Here is a 17,022-nt window from a genome sequence, read left to right as displayed (position 1 = left end):
TTAACCTTCAGTTTTCCTTGGGCTTTCCATTTCGATGGCGGCCACGCTTGATTACCTCTTCCAGACGTTCGGCATAAATCTGTCGTTCACTATCGGTCATTTCGGAGACTTGAGTCAGCCACTCCTGATGCAAAGACTCCTGCAAATCAGCAGTGGCCTGAACCTGTTGATCCAAAAGCCCTTGAACAATCTCCGGCTCAAACGGGACTTGCAGCAAAGCCTTACGCAGTTCTTGAAAATCCTTCGAACGCCGTTCTGACCCTTTGCTGCGCAATGTAGCCAATTCGCCCCTAAGCACCTTTCGGTCCTCTTTAGGCAATGCGTGGTACAACGCTAGCCCAAAGCCGGGCGGCACCCTTGCCTGCTCTCCTCCCTTTATCCTCAGGGCCGTTCCGAGAATGATACCAACAACCAACAGGTTCACAGCCAATGAGACCGCTAAGAGGATCGGCATCCATCGGCGCTTTGATACGGGGATTTCACTCATTCCGTGCCCTCCAGATACTCGGTGTCCAAATTGAGTTCAGCCATCAAAAACGTCGCTTCTTGCGGCAGGAAGAGGTTGGCTGGATCAGGTAGAAAGGCAGGAGCAGAAAAGCCGATCCAGATCCCCGCTGCACACGCGGCTGCCAGCCCCCCCAGAACTCTTAGCCCGCCGATACCTTCAATTACCTTTCGCCACGCGCGTAATTCAGGTCGCTTCGCCGCTTTCAGCCTTTTTAACCGAACCAATTCAGCGTCGGTTTCGATCCGAACCGCCAAATCATCGGGCATCCCAGAGCTTTCCTGACGGGCCTGGGCAAACAGATTTTCCAACTCATTATCATCAGCCATTTTCGTACCCCAGTTCGTCGCGCCGCTTGGCCAGTATTGTGGCGAGTGATCTTTTTCCCCTTGCGGTCAAACTCTCGACCGCCTCTACCGAGATGTCCATGATCCCGGCGATTTCGGGATTAGACAACTCTTCGATATGCCGTAAAATCACGGCTTGCTGCTGTCGCTCTGGCAACTGCTCAAGCGCGTTCTGCAGCGCATCCGAGCGTGCCTCATCTTGTATCTGATCCACAACACTGGCAGAGATGTCCTGAACTTCCGGAGCGTTTTCAACAGTTTCAGGCCGTTTTCGTCGCCGTAGATCGATGCACAGATTCATAGTCACGCGGTATAACCAAGTGGAGACCTTCGCTTGCCCCGGCACCCATTCGGGTGCCATTAGCCAAAGGCGCATCATGGCTTCTTGCGTTACGTCTTCGGCTTCGGATCGATTACCTAGCATTCGAAGAGCCACCGAAAAACTGCGCGGCCCCAGACGATCAGTCAAAAGGCGCGCCGCCATCGCATCGCCATTGGCGAACTGGCCCAGCAATGACTCGTCGCTGGGCTCAGGTCCAATAGCGGACCCGACTTGCGACCTATCCAGGTGCGAGGTCAGATCCTCCATCCTGCATCAGTTGCTGTCAGTGTCGTTGTCGCGCATACGCTTGTGCTTGCGGCCCATTCTAACTTTTGCATCCGCATATTCCTGTTCCGAAATCGAACCGTTGCCATCAGCATCGATACGTTCGAACATTTTTGCGCCACGGCGCGGTTTCGGCAACTCATCTGTGCTGAGAAAACCATCATTGTTTGCATCCTGCCGTTCGAACATCTTCTGTACACGGTCGTTAGCCTTGGCCTGCGCAGCGGCTTGCATCTCGTCCAAGCTCAACTGCCCATCGCCGTTGCTATCGGCATCAGTAAATCGTTGCATACGATGTGTATCAATTTCAGCTTGTGTTATTTGGCCATCCCCGTTCGCATCCAGTTCTTGAAATGTCGGCTGTTGCCGGTCTTTTGACCCTTTAGCAAGTACAGCTGTACCGGTGACAGCCACAGCGGAGAGAACAATTGCTGAAATAATGGTTGCAGGTTTCATTTCAGATTTCCTTTGCTTTTGCAGGCCCAATGCCATTGTTGATACATTTTAAAACGCTGAAGGAATGAATTTCCGTCGAACTTTTTTGGGATCTCAAGTGCATTATTTAAGTTGTCGGCTCTGGATGCTATTTTGAGGCGACCGCCGCAAAGCGACGCACCCCCTTTTCCAACGGCTCGATAATGCGCAATATCCCGAACAACTGAATGCGCGAGTATCATTATGACAGATCACACTATTGACATGACAGCCGAGGATGACCGCCCGACACGCCCCGCGCTGATCCGAGGTTTTCGCGGTAAATGCCCCAATTGCGGTGAAGGTAGACTATTACACAGCTACCTAAAGGTCAGCGATGAATGCACCCATTGCGGGCAAGAGCTGTTTCACCATCGGGCAGACGACGGCCCTGCTTATCTGACGATTCTGATCGTCGGCCATCTGCTTGCCCCGGCACTGCACATTTCTTATGTACATTGGCGTCCCGAACCGTGGACAATGGCCATCGCTTTTTCAATTGGCTGTGTTGCCTTGTCGCTGTATCTGCTTCCACGGCTCAAAGGGGTTGTAGTTGCCTATCAATGGGCGCGCCGGATGCACGGGTTCGGAACCTCTGCATGAGTTTGGATAAATCCGCGATCCGGAATGCTTCTACCGTAATCGTGTTACGGGACCGGTTCGACGACCCGTCGATCCTGATGGGTCAACGCGGAGCGGCTGCGGCGTTTATGCCAAATAAGTTCGTTTTTCCAGGTGGTGCCGTCGACCCTGAGGATGCGGATATTCCGCTATCGGCTCCTTTGCCGGAGATTTGTCGGAACCGATTGTCCCATAGATCCGAAAAGGGCTTGGAGAATGCCCTGGCCACTGCCGCAATTCGCGAGCTTTGGGAGGAAACTGGCCTTGTTCTCGGCCAACCGGGTTCGTGGCCGGATAAACCTCCAAAGGATTGGCAAGCCTTTGCAAACATGGGGTTTCGACCTTCTGCCGATGCACTGCAGTTTGTTTTTCGCGCAGTCACACCCCCAGGTCGGCCGCGCCGGTTCGACGCCCGTTTTTTTCTGGTGGATTCCGAGGCGATTCAGGGGGATCTTGACGATTTTACGCATGCCTCAGACGAGCTATCGCATTTGCAGTGGGTAAAAATCCGACAAGCGCGCGAGTTTGATCTGCCGTTCATAACCGAGGTCGTACTGGCAGAGATTGCTGAACGCGCCAAGGACCGCAATCCACCAGACAGCGTTCCGTTCTTTTTGAATAACGAAGAGGCTAGCCTGTTTTTGCAGCTAAAAGGATTCTCGATGCCGCAACACGACTGAATAGCGTCATCTCATTCGGCTTATCACCACAGTCACTTCGGGTTTTTTGCCAAGCTCGACCCGCGCGCTTTGACGAACAATCCGCCTTAAAGCTTCCTCTAGTTTTTCATCATCGCGCAAGGTTTTGACCTCAGCACGCATCAAAAACTGATTTAGATCCTCTTCCAGTATTTCGGTCAAAGCCGCGTTCGACGCGCCGATTTCGGGTAAACCTATCGCATCGCACCATGGTTCGCCCAGTGGTTCGTCGTCCTCGTCAATAATGACTGTGACTGTCACATGGCCATTCAACGCCATGCGGATGCGATCGCGCACAACGCCATCCAAAGCACCAATTTTTACGGTACCATCCAGATAGGTTCGACCTGTTTCAACGTAATCAACAACTGTAGGTGCGTTCCCAGTCAGGTCCAGAATGGTTCCGTTCACGGCAAGAACACCAGTCCGTCCGCCAACCTTAGCCAGCTTGGCATGTTCGCGTAAATGCCGATGTTCACCGTGCATAGGGATAACCATCTGCGGGTCCATAAGAGCATGAATCCTCTCAAGGTCTGGTCGGTTTGCATGCCCTGAAACGTGGTAAAGACCAGAACTGTCGTCGACGACATCAACGCCTTTTTCGCTGAGTTGATTGATTATGCGGATTACACCCTTCTCGTTGCCAGGAATTGTTTTTGAGGAAAACAGAAACAGATCACCCTCTTTGACTTCCAAGCCACGATACTTCCCGCGGGCCAGCTGCGCACTGGCGGCTCTTCGTTCGCCCTGACTGCCAGTGACGATAAGCATCAAATTCTGACGTGGGACGTCGGCTGCCTCTTCAGCGCTGATTACGCGGGGAAAATCGGATAATATTCCTGTCTCAGTTGCGGCTTCGATCATCCGTCGCATGGCGCGCCCAAGCAACACCACCGATCGACCGGCCTTCTGACCCGCTTCGGCCAAAGTTTTTACCCGTGCCACGTTCGAAGCAAAAGTTGTCGCGATTACCATGCCGTCAGCATCCTGAACCAGCTTGGCGATCTCGGGACCAACCTCTGATTCCGAACGACCAGGATGGTCGGAAAACACATTGGTGCTGTCACAGACCAAAGCCCTTACCCCGGGTTTCGCTACCTCAGCCCAAAGGGTTTCCTCAAACGGCTCGCCCACGACCGGTTTCGAATCCAGCTTAAAATCACCTGAATGAACCACGCGACCAGCCGGAGTGTCTATTACAAGGCCAGCGCTTTCAGGGATCGAGTGCGACACCGGTAAAAAACCAATATTGAATGGTCCCACCTTGGTCTGTTCTGGCCAAGCAGACACGGTATGCACTGCCTCGGTCGGGTGGCCCTGATCCTCCATTTTGCGCCGGGCTATATTTGCGGTGAAGGGACGAGCGTAAATTGGCACACCAAGATCTGCATAACACAAGGCTACAGCGCCCACGTGGTCTTCGTGCGCATGTGTGACAAATATCGCCTCCAATTGATCCGCACGTTCTTTGAGCCACGTGATATCCGCAAAAATCAGGTCAACGCCCGGAGAAGAATCCATATCCGGAAAGGCGACCCCCAAATCCACTAGGATCAGCCGTTCTTGCCCCGGCTTTCCATAACCGTAGACATATGCATTCATGCCAATTTCGCCTGCACCGCCGAGCGGCAGATAAATCAGTCTTTCACTGCTCATGTTGAGCCATTATCCTTATTATAACTATGGATCACGGTCAGTCCGTGCATCGTCAAATCGTCTTCGATCACATCAAAGCCAACATCGGCCTGATCAAACAATGGCGCGAGACCACCTGTCCCTATGACCTTCATCGGCATCCCAAACTCAGCTTTAATGCGCGATATCAATCCTTCAATAAGCCCGGAATACCCCCAATACACCCCGGATTGAATGCAACCAACAGTGTTGGTCCCAATCACTTTTTCAGGTCTGGTAATGTCGATATGAGGCAACGCTGCCGCGCCTTGATGTAAGGCTTCAAGACTTAGATTGACCCCTGGCGCAATTATCCCGCCGACATATGCCCCGTCCGCTGCAACGACATCAAAGTTCGTGGCAGTTCCAAAATCGACCACAACCACATTTCCACCGTGGCGGTCAAACGCTGCAGCAGCGTTTGCAAGACGGTCTGGCCCTGGGATTGTTCCCTCGTCCACCCGGGGGTTTACCGGCAACAAGCAATCCGGCTTACCAACCACCAAAGGTCTGCATCCAAAGAACCGGTCGGCAAAGACGCGCAAGTTAAAAACCACACGCGGAACCGTCGACGCGATGATCACATCGGAGATGTCAGCCTCAATACCGTAGTGTTTCACAAGGGTGGAATACCAAGTGAAATAGGCGTCTGCAGTGCGGGCATGGTGGGTCGAGGTGCGAAGCGTACACAGAAACTTCTCGCCATCCCAAATCGAGAAAACCGTATTGGTATTGCCGCAGTCAATTGCCAAGAGCATCTGCGTCTCCTTCAGAAATATACATCCGCCGCAGGTATGCTGACGCGACCTCTGGCGGTGTTTAGGACAAGGTTACCGCCCGCGTCCACCGTTTCAAAAGTTCCAACTGTTTCCGAAGCCGTCGTACGCGCCGAAATAACTTCCCCCAAGCGGGCCGCACGAGACAGCCAGGCAGCCCGGATCGGCTCAAACCCATAGATAGAAAACTGGGTTTCGTATTTCGCGTATGCGACGGCAAGCTCGGACAGGAAATCTTCCGGGGTAACGTTGGTACCAGTTTCAGACAGCAAAGAAACAGGCCGCAACGCATCAGGCTCGACCTTATCGGCTCCGGGGGCTTGCGACAGGTTTACTCCAATACCGATCGCCAGATGGGTCACTTGGTTCGCTTGACCTGTGCTTTCCAATAAGATGCCTGCTAGTTTTCCGCCATTCAGCAAAACATCGTTGGGCCATTTTAGTGAAAACCCAGATGCCCGTCCTGTTACAGCCACACAAGCGTCAAACAATGCAAGAGCGGCGACAAAGCTGCGCAAGGCGGCTTGTTCCGGATTGCCTTGCGGTCTCATTAACAAAGTCGCAGCCAAATTTCCTTGTGGATTGGCCCAGGCGCGCCCTCTTCGACCGCGGGCCGCAGTTTGGTTATGTGCCATTATCCAAACAGGGCCTTGAGCGGAAGGCGCAATTCGGGCCGCTTCGTTCAGAGTGCTGTCAACTTCCTGCAGAACATGCAGACCATATCCCTGAGGCCAATCGCTCATGTCAAAAAGGCCCAGCTATACAGCCAGGCCCTGCGTCTTTCTTGGCTGAACATTCAATTGACAAGCGTGGCCGCAGCGGCTGCCGCTGCACCTTCAATACCAAACTGGTAGAAAACTCCGATAAGCATCAGTGCAGCCGATCCCATCAGCGCGCCCCACAAAACAGGCGATGAGTGGGTTTCAATCGGTTCGTCATTATCGGACCCGAAATACATGTAGAAAACGATCCGCAGATAGTAGAATGCGCCAATCACCGATGCGATGGCGGAAACTATCACAAGGCCAATTAGCCCCGCCTCGACACCAGCCTGCCAAACGCCAAACTTTGCAAAGAAACCCAGCATAGGCGGCACGCCGGCCAGGCTGAACATCAATATCAGTACCGCCAATGCTTTGCCCGGATCCCGTTTGGAATATTGCTTCAAGGCGTCGATGTTTGTGACCGGTTTCCCGTCTCGTTCCATCATTAGAATAAAGGCGAAGGTTCCGATATTCATCGTCACGTAAATGGCCAGATACATTAACATCGCTTTTATGCCCAACACCGTTCCTGCCGCCAATCCGATAAGCGCGTAACCCATGTGAGCAATGGACGAGAACGCCATCAGGCGTTTGATGTCGCGCTGACCAATCGCCGCAACGGCACCCAAAAGCATGGATAGGACGGACAACAGAACAATCACTTGCTGCCAATCTTTAACCACGCCCCCAAAGGCATCGTGCAAAACCCGAGCGAACAATGCCATTGCTGCAACTTTTGGTGCGGTTGCGAAAAAGGCAGTGATTGGGGTCGGCGACCCTTCATAAACATCAGGAGTCCACATATGGAACGGCACAGCGGAAACTTTGAAGGCAAGGCCAGAAATCAAAAAGATCAATCCAAACAGCAAACCAATTGAAACGTCTTCATGATGGACAGTTTGGATGATGCCAGAAAACAAGGTTGTTCCGGTAAAGCCGTAGACCAGTGACGCCCCGTACAGCAGAAGACCGGAGCTTAAGGCACCCAATACGAAGTACTTCAATCCGGCCTCAGTTGATTTGGCGCTGTCCCTGCGCAGCGCGGCGACTACGTAGAGGGACAGAGATTGCAGCTCAAGCCCCATGTACAATGACATCAGATCGCCAGCGCTGACCATCATCATCATACCGACCGCAGCCAGTGCAACCAGAAGTGGGTATTCGAACCTGAGCAAACCGCGGCGCGTCATGTAGTCCTGACTCATGACCAAAACAGCAGCGGCAGACAACAAAATCGCCACCTTTGCAAACCTGGAAAATCCGTCATCTACGAACATGCCATTGAACGCGATGTTTGTGCCGTCGCCGTTTGTCGCGATCCAGAAAGACAGAGCCGCCATCAGTCCGGCCGTGACCCATATAAGCGCCGGCGCTAGTCCGTCTTTGGTGGTATAAACAGCCCCAATCAGAGCGGCCATCGCATATACCGCAAGTACAACTTCCGGCAAAATTATCGTTAGATCAGCTTGGATCATGTCTCCAAAGCTCCCTTAATGCGAGGCGGCCGTCTGGGTCGCCGCCTCAGCCGCGGCCAAGGCCGTGTCATAGTTCGAAATCAACGCTGCAGTCGTATCCCCGATCACATCGGTCACCAATGAAGGATACACGCCCAGAAGGATGGTCATGATGATCAGCGGTGCGAAAACAAGTCGCTCGCGCGCGCTCATATCCGTGATCGATTTCAGGCTTTCCTTTATCAAATCGCCAAACACCACCCGACGGTACAGCCACAGCGCATATCCTGCAGAAAAAATCACACCGGTCGCAGCTACAGCGGTTACCCAAGTATTCACTTGAAAAGCGCCCATGAGCGTCAGGAACTCGCCGATGAACCCGCTGGTACCTGGCAGACCGACGTTGGCCATGGTGAACAGCATGAACACCAGCGCATAGGCAGGCATCCGGATTACCAGGCCGCCATATGCCTCGATATCGCGGGTGTGCATACGGTCGTAAATTACTCCGACGCACAAGAACAATGCGGCGGAAATGAACCCATGGCTCAGCATCTGGAAGATTGCGCCATCGATCCCTTGCTGGTTCGCAGCAAAAATACCCATGGTCACAAAACCCATATGCGCGACCGATGAATAAGCGATAAGCTTTTTCATATCCTCCTGCACCAGCGCCACCAACGAGGTGTAAACCACTGCAATCGCAGACATCCATAGCACAAGATCGGTCATCACCGCCGACCCTACTGGGAACATCGGCAGGCTGAACCGCAAAAAGCCATAGCCACCCATTTTCAACAGGATCGCAGCCAGCACCACCGACCCGGCGGTAGGTGCTTGAACGTGTGCGTCCGGCAACCATGTGTGCACTGGCCACATTGGCATCTTCACTGCAAATGAAGCAAAGAATGCCAGGAACATCAGCGTTTGCAGGCCGCCAACTACATAAATTCCCAGCACACTGAACCCGTCAGAGGAGAACTGATGGCTCATGAGAGCTTCGATATCAGTGGTACCCGCATCTGCATACATGGCTACCATCGCAACCAGCATCAGAACCGAACCGAGGAATGTATAGAGGAAGAATTTAAAGCTGGCATAGATACGATCTTTCCCGCCCCATATGCCGATGATCAGGAACATGGGGATCAGGCCCGCTTCGAAGAACAAGTAGAACAGCACCAGATCCAACGCCATGAAAACGCCCAGCATCAGGGTTTCCAATAGCAAGAAAGCAATCATGTACTCTTTGACGCGGGTTGTGACCTCCCAACTGGCGAGAATGGTCAACGGCATGATAAAAGTGGTCAGCAATACGAAAAGAACGCTGATACCATCCACGCCCATTTTGTACTTTAGGCCCATAAGCCACTGACCTTCTTCCACCATCTGAAAGCCAGTGTTGGACGGATCAAAGCCCGTGTAGATACCGATCGAGACCAGGAAGGTCACGGTCGTCGCGACCAAAGCCACCCATTTCGCATTTCGCTGCGCAGCCACATCTTCGCCATGAAGGAACAGCGCCAGAATACCTGCTGCGATTGCTGGGATAAACGTGACAATGGAAAGGATATTGTCCATTAGTTCGCGCCTCCGCCGATCGACATCCAGGTGACAAGAGCCGCGATGCCCAGAACCATCCAGAAGGCGTAAGTAAAGATGTAACCGGTCTGCGCCTTGCCCGCGAGGCGCGTAAAGAAGGGTACGACGCCCATTGCTACTCCATTCAGGAATCCGTCGATGGTGTTGCCGTCACCGCGTTTCCACAGGAAACGCCCAAGAGCGACGGTGGGTTTTACAAAGACGACTTCGTAGATTTCGTCGAAATACCACTTGTTCAACAGGAACAGGTACAACGGTCGTTGGTTCGCGGCCAGACGCGCCGGTAGTGAAGTGTTCACCATGTAGAACCAGTAAGCCACCACAAAGCCCAGCAGCATAGCGACAAATGGTGATACCTTTACCCACTTGGGGACCGCGTGTGCTTCGTCCAGAACATGATTGTCAGGTGCGATATAAAGCGCGCCTTCTCCTGGTTCTCCAACAAAAGCGTAGTGGTGATCCCCGCTGTGTCCTTCCGGTTTATCATGCGCGGCGTCGTTATCATGGCCTTCATCGGTGGTCGTACTGTCACCATGGTCGTCATCGGCATGCCCAGAGTCCGCATGAGCTACATCGCCGTGTTCGGCCGCCTCGGCGACGGGGATACCATAAAACTTACCCACCTTATCGGCATGACCAAAGAAGTTGCTGTACCAGATCATCCCGGCAAATACCGCACCCAATGACAGAGCGCCTAGCGGGACCAACATGGTCATAGGACTTTCATGCGCATGCTCATGAGTATGCTTGTCGCCTCGCGGTTCCCCATAAAACGTAAGAAAAATCAGGCGCCAGCTGTAGAATGAAGTGAATACCGCCGCAATAACCAGCATCCAGAACGCGTATCCTGTTCCGCCTGCAAACGCGCTCTCGATAATTGCATCTTTGGACAGAAAACCGGCGAAACCGATATGAGTAAGCGGGATGCCAACACCGGTGATCGCCAATGTTCCGATCATCATTGCCCAGAAGGTGTAAGGGATTTTCTTACGCAACCCGCCGTACTCGGTCATCTCTTGCTCGTGATGCATGGCGTGGATCACAGATCCTGCCCCGAGAAAAAGCAGCGCCTTGAAAAAGGCGTGTGTCAACAAGTGGAACATCGCGGCCGAATACATCCCGACACCCGCTGCCACGAACATGTAGCCCAACTGGGAACAGGTCGAATACGCAATCACGCGTTTGATGTCGGTTTGTACCAAGCCCACGGTGGCGGCAAAGAATGCCGTCGACGCTCCTAGGAATGTTACAAATCCAGTCGCACCCGGCGCGAACTCCATAAGCGGTGACATGCGGCAAACCAGAAAAACACCGGCGGTAACCATGGTCGCGGCATGGATGAGCGCAGAAACCGGCGTGGGGCCTTCCATGGCGTCCGGCAACCATGTGTGCAGGATCAATTGTGCCGATTTTCCCATCGCACCGATGAACAGAAGCACGCAGATAACCTCGACCGCAGTCCATTCTCCCCAAAGGAAAGACAACTGCGTCTCAGCCAGCTTAGGAGCCGACGCGAATACGTCTGAAAAGTTAATACTGTCAGTCAGGAAGAAGATCGCGAATATTCCCAACGCAAAGCCAAAGTCACCTACACGGTTCACGATAAAGGCCTTCATCGCGGCTGCGTTGGCTGACGGTTTGCGGTAATAAAAGCCGATCAAAAGATAGGATGCCACGCCGACGCCTTCCCAGCCAAAGAACATCTGGACAAGATTGTCCGCAGTCACCAGCATCAGCATCGCAAAAGTAAAGAATGACAGATAGGCAAAGAAACGCGGCTTATAGCTTTCGCCTTCGCGCCATTGCGGATCGTGATCCATGTAACCAAAAGAGTATAGATGCACGAGCGCCGAAACAGTCGTCACCACAATCAGCATAATTGCCGTCAGCCTGTCCAAGCGTATTGCCCAGCTTGTCGAGAGCGATCCGCTTTCAATCCAACGCAGGATTTCAATATGCTGCGTTTGGCCGTCGAATGACAGGAACACAATCCAGCTTAGCAAACATGCCAAAAACAACAGCCCTGTTGCGGTCCACATAGCAGCCTGCTCGCCAATGAATTTCCAGCCGAACCCGCAAAGCAAGGCACCCACCAAAGGGGCAAAAAGGATAGTCGTTTCCATGATCCCTTACCCCTTCATCATATTAACGTCTTCAACCGCGATCGATCCACGATTACGGAAAAAACAGACCAGAATGGCCAGACCAATCGCCGCCTCGGCCGCCGCCACGGTCAGCACGAACAGCGTGAACACCTGCCCGACCAGATCGCCGAGGAAACTGGAAAACGCCACGAGGTTGATATTCACCGCCAACAGCATCAACTCGATGCTCATCAGCAGGATGATGACGTTCTTGCGGTTCAGGAAGAGACCGAAGATGCCGATGACGAACAGCGTCGCCGCGACCGTAAGATAGTGTTCAAGTCCGATCATCTTTTCACAGCCCCTGCCCCGGTTTCACGTCTTTCAATTCCATTGCCTTGGCCGGATCGCGCATCATTTGGCCGACGATGTCCTGACGCTTGATATCCTGACGGTGGCGCAGCGTCAGCACGATCGCCCCGATCATGGCTACCAGCAGGATCAAGCCCGCCAATTGGAACAGAAGAAAATATTGGTCGTAAAGAATGACCCCCAGCGCTTCGGTGTTATGGCGATCCGCCGGAACTGGCTGCGCAAGATTGGCCGCCGCGTCCTGGGCACTGTCCCAGGCGCCAAATGCCATGACGAACTGCATCAGGATGACCAAACCAATCAGCAGGGCCAGTGGCATGTATCGTGCCATCTCGGCTTTCAATTCGGCAAAGTCGACGTCCAGCATCATCACCACGAACAGGAACAGAACCGCGACCGCGCCCACGTAGACGATGATCAGCAGCATCGCCACGAACTCGGCCCCCAGCAGAACGAACAGCCCCGCCGCGGACAGGAAGGAAAGGATCAGCCACAGCACCGAATGCACCGGCTGGCGGCTGATTACTGTGAACAACCCTCCGGCGATAGCGCTGATGGCAAACAGATAAAAGGCAAAGACGGTCATTGATCCTTATCCTCGTTGCCGCCCATGACCTCTTGCGCCAAATCCAAGGCGCGAGTCATGGCCGGGATGCCGGCAAAGACCGACATCTGTCCGATCGTTTCCACGATCTCTTGATTCCTGGCCCCGGCTTCAAGCGCGTGGCGCACAGTCTGGCGTACTGCAGTGTCCGCTTGTGCGCCCTGACATGTTAACCCCGCCAACGTCAACAGAAGACGGGTCTTGGCGTCCAAGCCGTCGGTGTTGACGGTGTTTCCAAACATCATCTCCATGACTTCTTTGGGCATTGTCGGCCAAAGCGCCTCGAACCCTTTGGGCGAGAAATTCTCCATCGCCGGGTTCATCGCCTTGGCCATGTCCTGAGCCTGCTTCATCATCAGCTCAAACGGATTTGTCGGGCTGTCGCTCATCGGTACGGCGCGTCCATTTCCAGATTGCGGGCGATCTCGGCTTCCCAGCGTTCGCCATTATCCAGCAGTTTTTCCTTGTCATAGAACAGCTCTTCCCGCGTTTCGGTGGCGAATTCAAAGTTCGGGCCTTCGACGATGGCATCGACTGGGCAGGCTTCTTGGCAGAATCCGCAGTAGATGCACTTGGTCATGTCGATATCATAGCGCGTGGTACGGCGGCTGCCGTCCTCGCGCGGTTCGGCGTCGATGGTGATGGCTTGCGCCGGGCAGATCGCCTCGCACAGTTTGCAGGCGATGCAGCGTTCTTCACCATTCGGATAGCGGCGCAGGGCGTGTTCACCCCGGAAGCGCGGCGACAGAGGACCTTTTTCGTGCGGGTAGTTCACGGTCGCCTTGGGCGCGAAGAAATACTTCAGCCCCAGCTTCATGCCAACCCAGAAGTCTTGCAGCAGGAAGTACTTAGCGGCGCGGGTGTAGTCGATTTGGGTCATGCTCAGCCTCCTACGCTCCAACGGGCAAACGCGCCCCAGAACCAGTCGAATTTCGCTGCGAAAGCCACGAAAACCACCCATGCCAGCGAAAATGGCAGGAACACCTTCCAGCCCAAGCGCATCAGTTGGTCATAGCGGTAGCGAGGTGTAATCGCCTTGACCATTGCGAAGAGGAAGAAGAAGAACGCCATCTTGCCGACCATCCACAACACGCCGTCCGGCAAGCCCGGGACTGGCGACAGCCAGCCACCAAAGAATAGCAGCGTGGTCAGTGCGCACATCAAGAAGATCGCGATGTATTCGCCGGCCATGAACAGCAGGAATGGTGTCGCCGAGTATTCGACCTGATAACCGGCGACCAATTCCGACTCTGCCTCGGGCAGGTCGAACGGAGGCCGGTTGGTTTCCGCCAATGCCGAAATGAAGAACAGAAAGACCATGGGAAAGTGCGGCAGCCAGTACCAGCTAAAGAAACCGAACCTACCATCCTGCGCATGCACGATCTCGCCAAAGTTCATCGAACCGGTTGAGATAATCACACCTATGATGATCAGGCCAATTGAGACCTCGTAGGAAATCATCTGTGCGGCAGACCTAAGTGAACCAAGGAACGGGTACTTTGAGTTCGACGCCCAACCGCCCATTATCACGCCATAAACTTCGAGTGACGAGACGGCGAAAACGTAGAGAATGGCCACATTTATGTCCGATAGCACCCAGCCATCGTTAAACGGGATTACAGCCCAGGCGATCATGGCCAAAACGAAAGAGGTCAGCGGAGCAAGGATGAATACCGTACGGTCTGCTCCCGCTGGAATGACCACTTCTTTGACGACATATTTCAATGCATCGGCCACAGATTGCAGAAGGCCATACGCGCCAACCACATTGGGGCCGCGCCGCATCTGGACAGCCGCCCAGATCTTGCGGTCACCGTAGACAAGGAACAACAGCGAGATCATCACAAAGGCTACAACGGCAAGCACTTGCGCGAGAATAATTATGGCTATTCCGCCGGGGGTGTTAAAGAAATCAGCCATTTGTCCTCACACCGTGGATCGTCGGAATTACATTTTGATCGGCATTTTTTTTCATTCTGCGGCGATCCTGTCTGTCTTGAGCGCCTTAGCCTGCGCTGAGAGTTCAGCCATCAGTTGTGAAGCGCGCGCAATCGGGTTCGTCAGATAGAAATCCTTGATTGCATAACGGAAGGTGGCCTTGCCAAGCTTCGCTGGCTTTAAAGGCTGCACCTTATTTTCGATCACTTCGTCTACCTGAGCCAAATGCGGGACAGCTTCGATCAACGCAGTTCTCAAATGCGCCAAAGTGTCGAACGGCAAGGTTGCGTCCAGCTCTGCCGACAGGGCCCGAAGAATCGCCCAATTCTCCTTGGCCTCACCTGGCGCGAACCCTGCCCGCATGGCGAGTTGCGGGCGGCCTTCAGAATTTACGAACAACGCGTTTTCTTCAGTGTATGCGGCACCCGGAAGGATCACGTCAGCGCGGTGTGCGCCCCTATCGCCATGGCTGCCCTGATAAATGACAAATGCGCCTTCACTGATCTCGACCTCGTCGGCACCCAGATTGTAAATCACGTCAGCCGAACTTATTGCTTCCATACCATTTTCGTTAGTCGCATCCACGTCCATCGCACCGACTCGCGACGCCGCTATGTGAAGCACCAACAGACGGCTTTCTGTATTTTCTGCAACTGTCTGAGCAGCAGCCAGAACGGCGTTACCATCAGCCTCTTGCAAGGCGCCCTGGCCAACAATGATCAAGGTCCGCTTGGCCTTGATTTCGTCGTCACCGCTCATATCGACAACCTTTTGCAACGCGGCACGGTCTTCGCCCATGTGGTGATAATCATAGGTCAGATCGACGGCAGGCCCGATCAAAGCCACTTCGGCCCCGTGGGTCCAAGCTTTGCGAATGCGGGCATTGAGAACCGGAGCTTCGTCCCGGGGGTTCGTCCCGATCAGCAAAATGCGTTCGGCTGTGTCAATTTCTTCAATCGCAGCAGTTCCCACATACGCTCCACGGTTGCCAGCAGGCAGCTTGGCTCCATCAGTACGGCATTCGACAACACCGCCCTGCCCTTCGATAAGTTGCTTCAGTGCAAACGCAGCTTCTGTTGGAGCCAAATCACCGACAATCCCGGCGGGCTTTTCAGCGCCTTTCAGAGCGTTTGCGGCTTTGGTCAGCGCCTCGGTCCAGGTCGCCGGACGTAGTTTACCGTTTTCTCGCACATACGGTTTGTCCAGCCTTTGACGCCTCAGGCCGTCCCACACAAACCGCGTTTTGTCACTGATCCATTCCTCGTTAACCCCATCGTGGTTTCGGGGCAGGAACCGCATGACCTCGCGACCCTTGGCGTCCACGCGAATGTTGGAACCCAGCGCATCCATCACATCAATGGATTCAGTTTTGGTCAGTTCCCACGGGCGGGCAGTAAAGGCATATGGCTTTGACGTCAACGCACCGACTGGACACAAGTCGATTATGTTGCCCTGCAAATTCGATTGAAGCGTCTGGTTCAAATATGAAGTGATTTCCGCATCTTCACCTCGCCCGGTCTGACCCATCTGAGTGATCCCAGCGACTTCGGTTGTGAAACGCACACAACGCGTGCAAGAGATACACCGTGTCATCGCCGTTCCAACGAGCGGACCAAGATCCAGATCATCCACCGCTCGCTTGGCTTCTTTGAATCGCGAGCCAGAGACGCCGTAGGCCATCGCTTGGTCCTGTAGGTCGCACTCTCCGCCCTGATCGCAGATCGGGCAGTCGAGCGGATGGTTGATCAGCAGGAACTCCATAACCCCTTCACGGGCTTTCTTTACCATCGGAGAGTTCGTTTTGACCACCGGCGGCTGTCCTTCCGGACCCGGACGCAGATCGCGAACCTGCATCGCGCATGATGCCGCTGGTTTTGGCGGGCCGCCCACAACCTCAACAAGGCACATCCGGCAATTGCCAGCAATCGACAATCGCTCGTGATAGCAAAACCGGGGCACTTCAATTCCCGCTTGCTCGCAGGCCTGAATCAAGGTCATGGCCCCATCGACTTCAATTTCCTGTCCATCGATGTTGATCTTGCGAAGGTCAGACATGGTCTAGTTCGCCCTCAAATAAACGCCAATGGCGCTGTTTCTTTCAATTTCCTTCCGACCCAGGGAACAGAAGGTTTTCGGGTTATCATAGGACACACCATTCTGAGCCAGATATGCCTCACCTTTGGCGCGCATTCTGTCTTTTTCAGAATCCGATTCCACGTAAGCGCGAATTTCCTGATCCGAGTAACCCAGACTGTTTGCTTTGGATTTCAACCCCCACATCACACCAATCGCTTTCAGGCGGCGTCCGCTGATTGACTCGCAATATTCAGAAATTTCGTTTGCAACTGCGATGTAGTAGAGTTCGTTGTCTATTTCTTTCACTTCGCGCAAAGGTGGTTTTGCCTCGGCCGCGACCGGAACACTAGCAGCTATTATCAATGGGAGCATTTTCAGAATGGACATAGGCTTTCCTTTCGTTCTGTGCAAAACAGAACGAAGCCT

General features: G+C 53.8%; 19 protein-coding genes. 2 read left to right on the top strand and 17 right to left on the bottom strand.

Features of this window, described 5'->3' with window-relative positions:
• Positions 1–7: 7 nt before the first annotated feature.
• The 4 genes from GOV45_RS14370 to GOV45_RS14355 are packed head-to-tail and all read right to left on the bottom strand — an operon-like array spanning position 8 to position 1,915.
• Complete coding sequence (locus GOV45_RS14370; RefSeq protein ID WP_170478995.1) at positions 8–487, bottom strand: periplasmic heavy metal sensor; 480 nt, start codon at positions 485–487, stop codon at positions 8–10.
• Entirely contained in the window at positions 484–834 is a 351-nt protein-coding gene (locus tag GOV45_RS14365; RefSeq protein WP_170478993.1) for a hypothetical protein, read from the bottom strand. Before GOV45_RS14365 ends, GOV45_RS14370 begins: the two co-directional genes overlap by 4 nt.
• The gene (locus tag GOV45_RS14360; protein ID WP_170478991.1) at positions 827–1,441 is read right to left on the bottom strand and encodes an RNA polymerase sigma factor; all 615 of its coding nucleotides are present in this window, start codon (positions 1,439–1,441) and stop codon (positions 827–829) included. The genes GOV45_RS14365 and GOV45_RS14360 overlap by 8 nt, the downstream gene beginning before the upstream one ends.
• Positions 1,442–1,447: 6 nt before the next feature.
• Entirely contained in the window at positions 1,448–1,915 is a 468-nt protein-coding gene (locus tag GOV45_RS14355) for an EF-hand domain-containing protein (protein WP_170478989.1), read from the bottom strand.
• Positions 1,916–2,137: 222 nt separating this feature from the next.
• Between GOV45_RS14355 and GOV45_RS14350 the strand changes: the two genes are divergently transcribed.
• Positions 2,138–2,536, top strand: coding sequence for a DUF983 domain-containing protein (locus tag GOV45_RS14350; protein ID WP_170478988.1), 399 nt, complete (start codon positions 2,138–2,140; stop codon positions 2,534–2,536).
• A complete protein-coding gene (locus GOV45_RS14345; RefSeq protein WP_170478986.1) occupies positions 2,533–3,234 on the top strand; it encodes an NUDIX hydrolase in 702 nt (233 codons plus the stop codon). The genes GOV45_RS14350 and GOV45_RS14345 overlap by 4 nt, the downstream gene beginning before the upstream one ends.
• 6 nt (positions 3,235–3,240) lie before the next feature.
• Here GOV45_RS14345 and GOV45_RS14340 read toward each other — a convergent pair whose 3' ends face one another.
• From GOV45_RS14340 to GOV45_RS14280, 13 genes are read right to left on the bottom strand one after another with little or no spacing between them, the layout of a single operon-like run.
• Positions 3,241–4,908 carry a ribonuclease J gene (locus GOV45_RS14340; RefSeq protein ID WP_170478985.1) on the bottom strand — a complete coding sequence of 556 codons (1,668 nt, stop codon included), beginning with the start codon at positions 4,906–4,908 and terminating at the stop codon, positions 3,241–3,243.
• Positions 4,905–5,684: a type III pantothenate kinase gene (locus GOV45_RS14335; protein ID WP_170478983.1), complete on the bottom strand. Its 780-nt coding sequence runs from the start codon at positions 5,682–5,684 to the stop codon at positions 4,905–4,907. The genes GOV45_RS14340 and GOV45_RS14335 overlap by 4 nt, the downstream gene beginning before the upstream one ends.
• 11 nt (positions 5,685–5,695) lie before the next feature.
• On the bottom strand, positions 5,696–6,445 hold the full coding sequence (locus tag GOV45_RS14330; protein WP_170478981.1) for a biotin--[acetyl-CoA-carboxylase] ligase: 750 nt from the start codon (positions 6,443–6,445) through the stop codon (positions 5,696–5,698).
• Between the two features lie 53 nt (positions 6,446–6,498).
• Positions 6,499–7,941 carry an NADH-quinone oxidoreductase subunit NuoN gene (nuoN, locus tag GOV45_RS14325; protein WP_170478979.1) on the bottom strand — a complete coding sequence of 481 codons (1,443 nt, stop codon included), beginning with the start codon at positions 7,939–7,941 and terminating at the stop codon, positions 6,499–6,501.
• Between the two features lie 15 nt (positions 7,942–7,956).
• Positions 7,957–9,501 carry an NADH-quinone oxidoreductase subunit M gene (locus tag GOV45_RS14320; RefSeq protein WP_170478978.1) on the bottom strand — a complete coding sequence of 515 codons (1,545 nt, stop codon included), beginning with the start codon at positions 9,499–9,501 and terminating at the stop codon, positions 7,957–7,959.
• On the bottom strand, positions 9,501–11,645 hold the full coding sequence (gene nuoL, locus GOV45_RS14315; protein WP_170478976.1) for an NADH-quinone oxidoreductase subunit L: 2,145 nt from the start codon (positions 11,643–11,645) through the stop codon (positions 9,501–9,503). Before nuoL ends, GOV45_RS14320 begins: the two co-directional genes overlap by 1 nt.
• A gap of 6 nt (positions 11,646–11,651) precedes the next feature.
• Positions 11,652–11,957, bottom strand: a complete 306-nt coding sequence (nuoK, locus tag GOV45_RS14310; RefSeq protein WP_050602759.1) for an NADH-quinone oxidoreductase subunit NuoK — start codon at positions 11,955–11,957, stop codon at positions 11,652–11,654.
• A 4-nt stretch (positions 11,958–11,961) separates the two neighbouring features.
• A complete protein-coding gene (locus GOV45_RS14305; RefSeq protein ID WP_170478974.1) occupies positions 11,962–12,564 on the bottom strand; it encodes an NADH-quinone oxidoreductase subunit J in 603 nt (200 codons plus the stop codon).
• Positions 12,561–12,971: a carboxymuconolactone decarboxylase family protein gene (locus GOV45_RS14300; RefSeq protein WP_170478972.1), complete on the bottom strand. Its 411-nt coding sequence runs from the start codon at positions 12,969–12,971 to the stop codon at positions 12,561–12,563. Before GOV45_RS14300 ends, GOV45_RS14305 begins: the two co-directional genes overlap by 4 nt.
• A complete protein-coding gene (gene nuoI / locus GOV45_RS14295; protein ID WP_039524264.1) occupies positions 12,968–13,462 on the bottom strand; it encodes an NADH-quinone oxidoreductase subunit NuoI in 495 nt (164 codons plus the stop codon). Before nuoI ends, GOV45_RS14300 begins: the two co-directional genes overlap by 4 nt.
• Positions 13,463–13,464: 2 nt before the next feature.
• Positions 13,465–14,502, bottom strand: coding sequence for an NADH-quinone oxidoreductase subunit NuoH (gene nuoH / locus GOV45_RS14290; RefSeq protein ID WP_170478970.1), 1,038 nt, complete (start codon positions 14,500–14,502; stop codon positions 13,465–13,467).
• A 51-nt stretch (positions 14,503–14,553) separates the two neighbouring features.
• Positions 14,554–16,575 (bottom strand): NADH-quinone oxidoreductase subunit NuoG, encoded by a 2,022-nt coding sequence (gene nuoG / locus GOV45_RS14285; protein ID WP_170478968.1) that lies wholly within the window; start codon positions 16,573–16,575, stop codon positions 14,554–14,556.
• 3 nt (positions 16,576–16,578) lie between these two features.
• A complete protein-coding gene (locus GOV45_RS14280; RefSeq protein ID WP_170478967.1) occupies positions 16,579–16,983 on the bottom strand; it encodes a DUF5333 domain-containing protein in 405 nt (134 codons plus the stop codon).
• Between the last annotated feature and the right edge of the window lie 39 nt (positions 16,984–17,022).

Origin of the sequence: Ruegeria arenilitoris, assembly GCF_013035425.1 — a bacterium.
Classification (GTDB): Bacteria; Pseudomonadota; Alphaproteobacteria; order Rhodobacterales; family Rhodobacteraceae; genus Ruegeria; species Ruegeria arenilitoris_A.
This window is presented reverse-complemented; position numbering and strand designations above follow the sequence as displayed.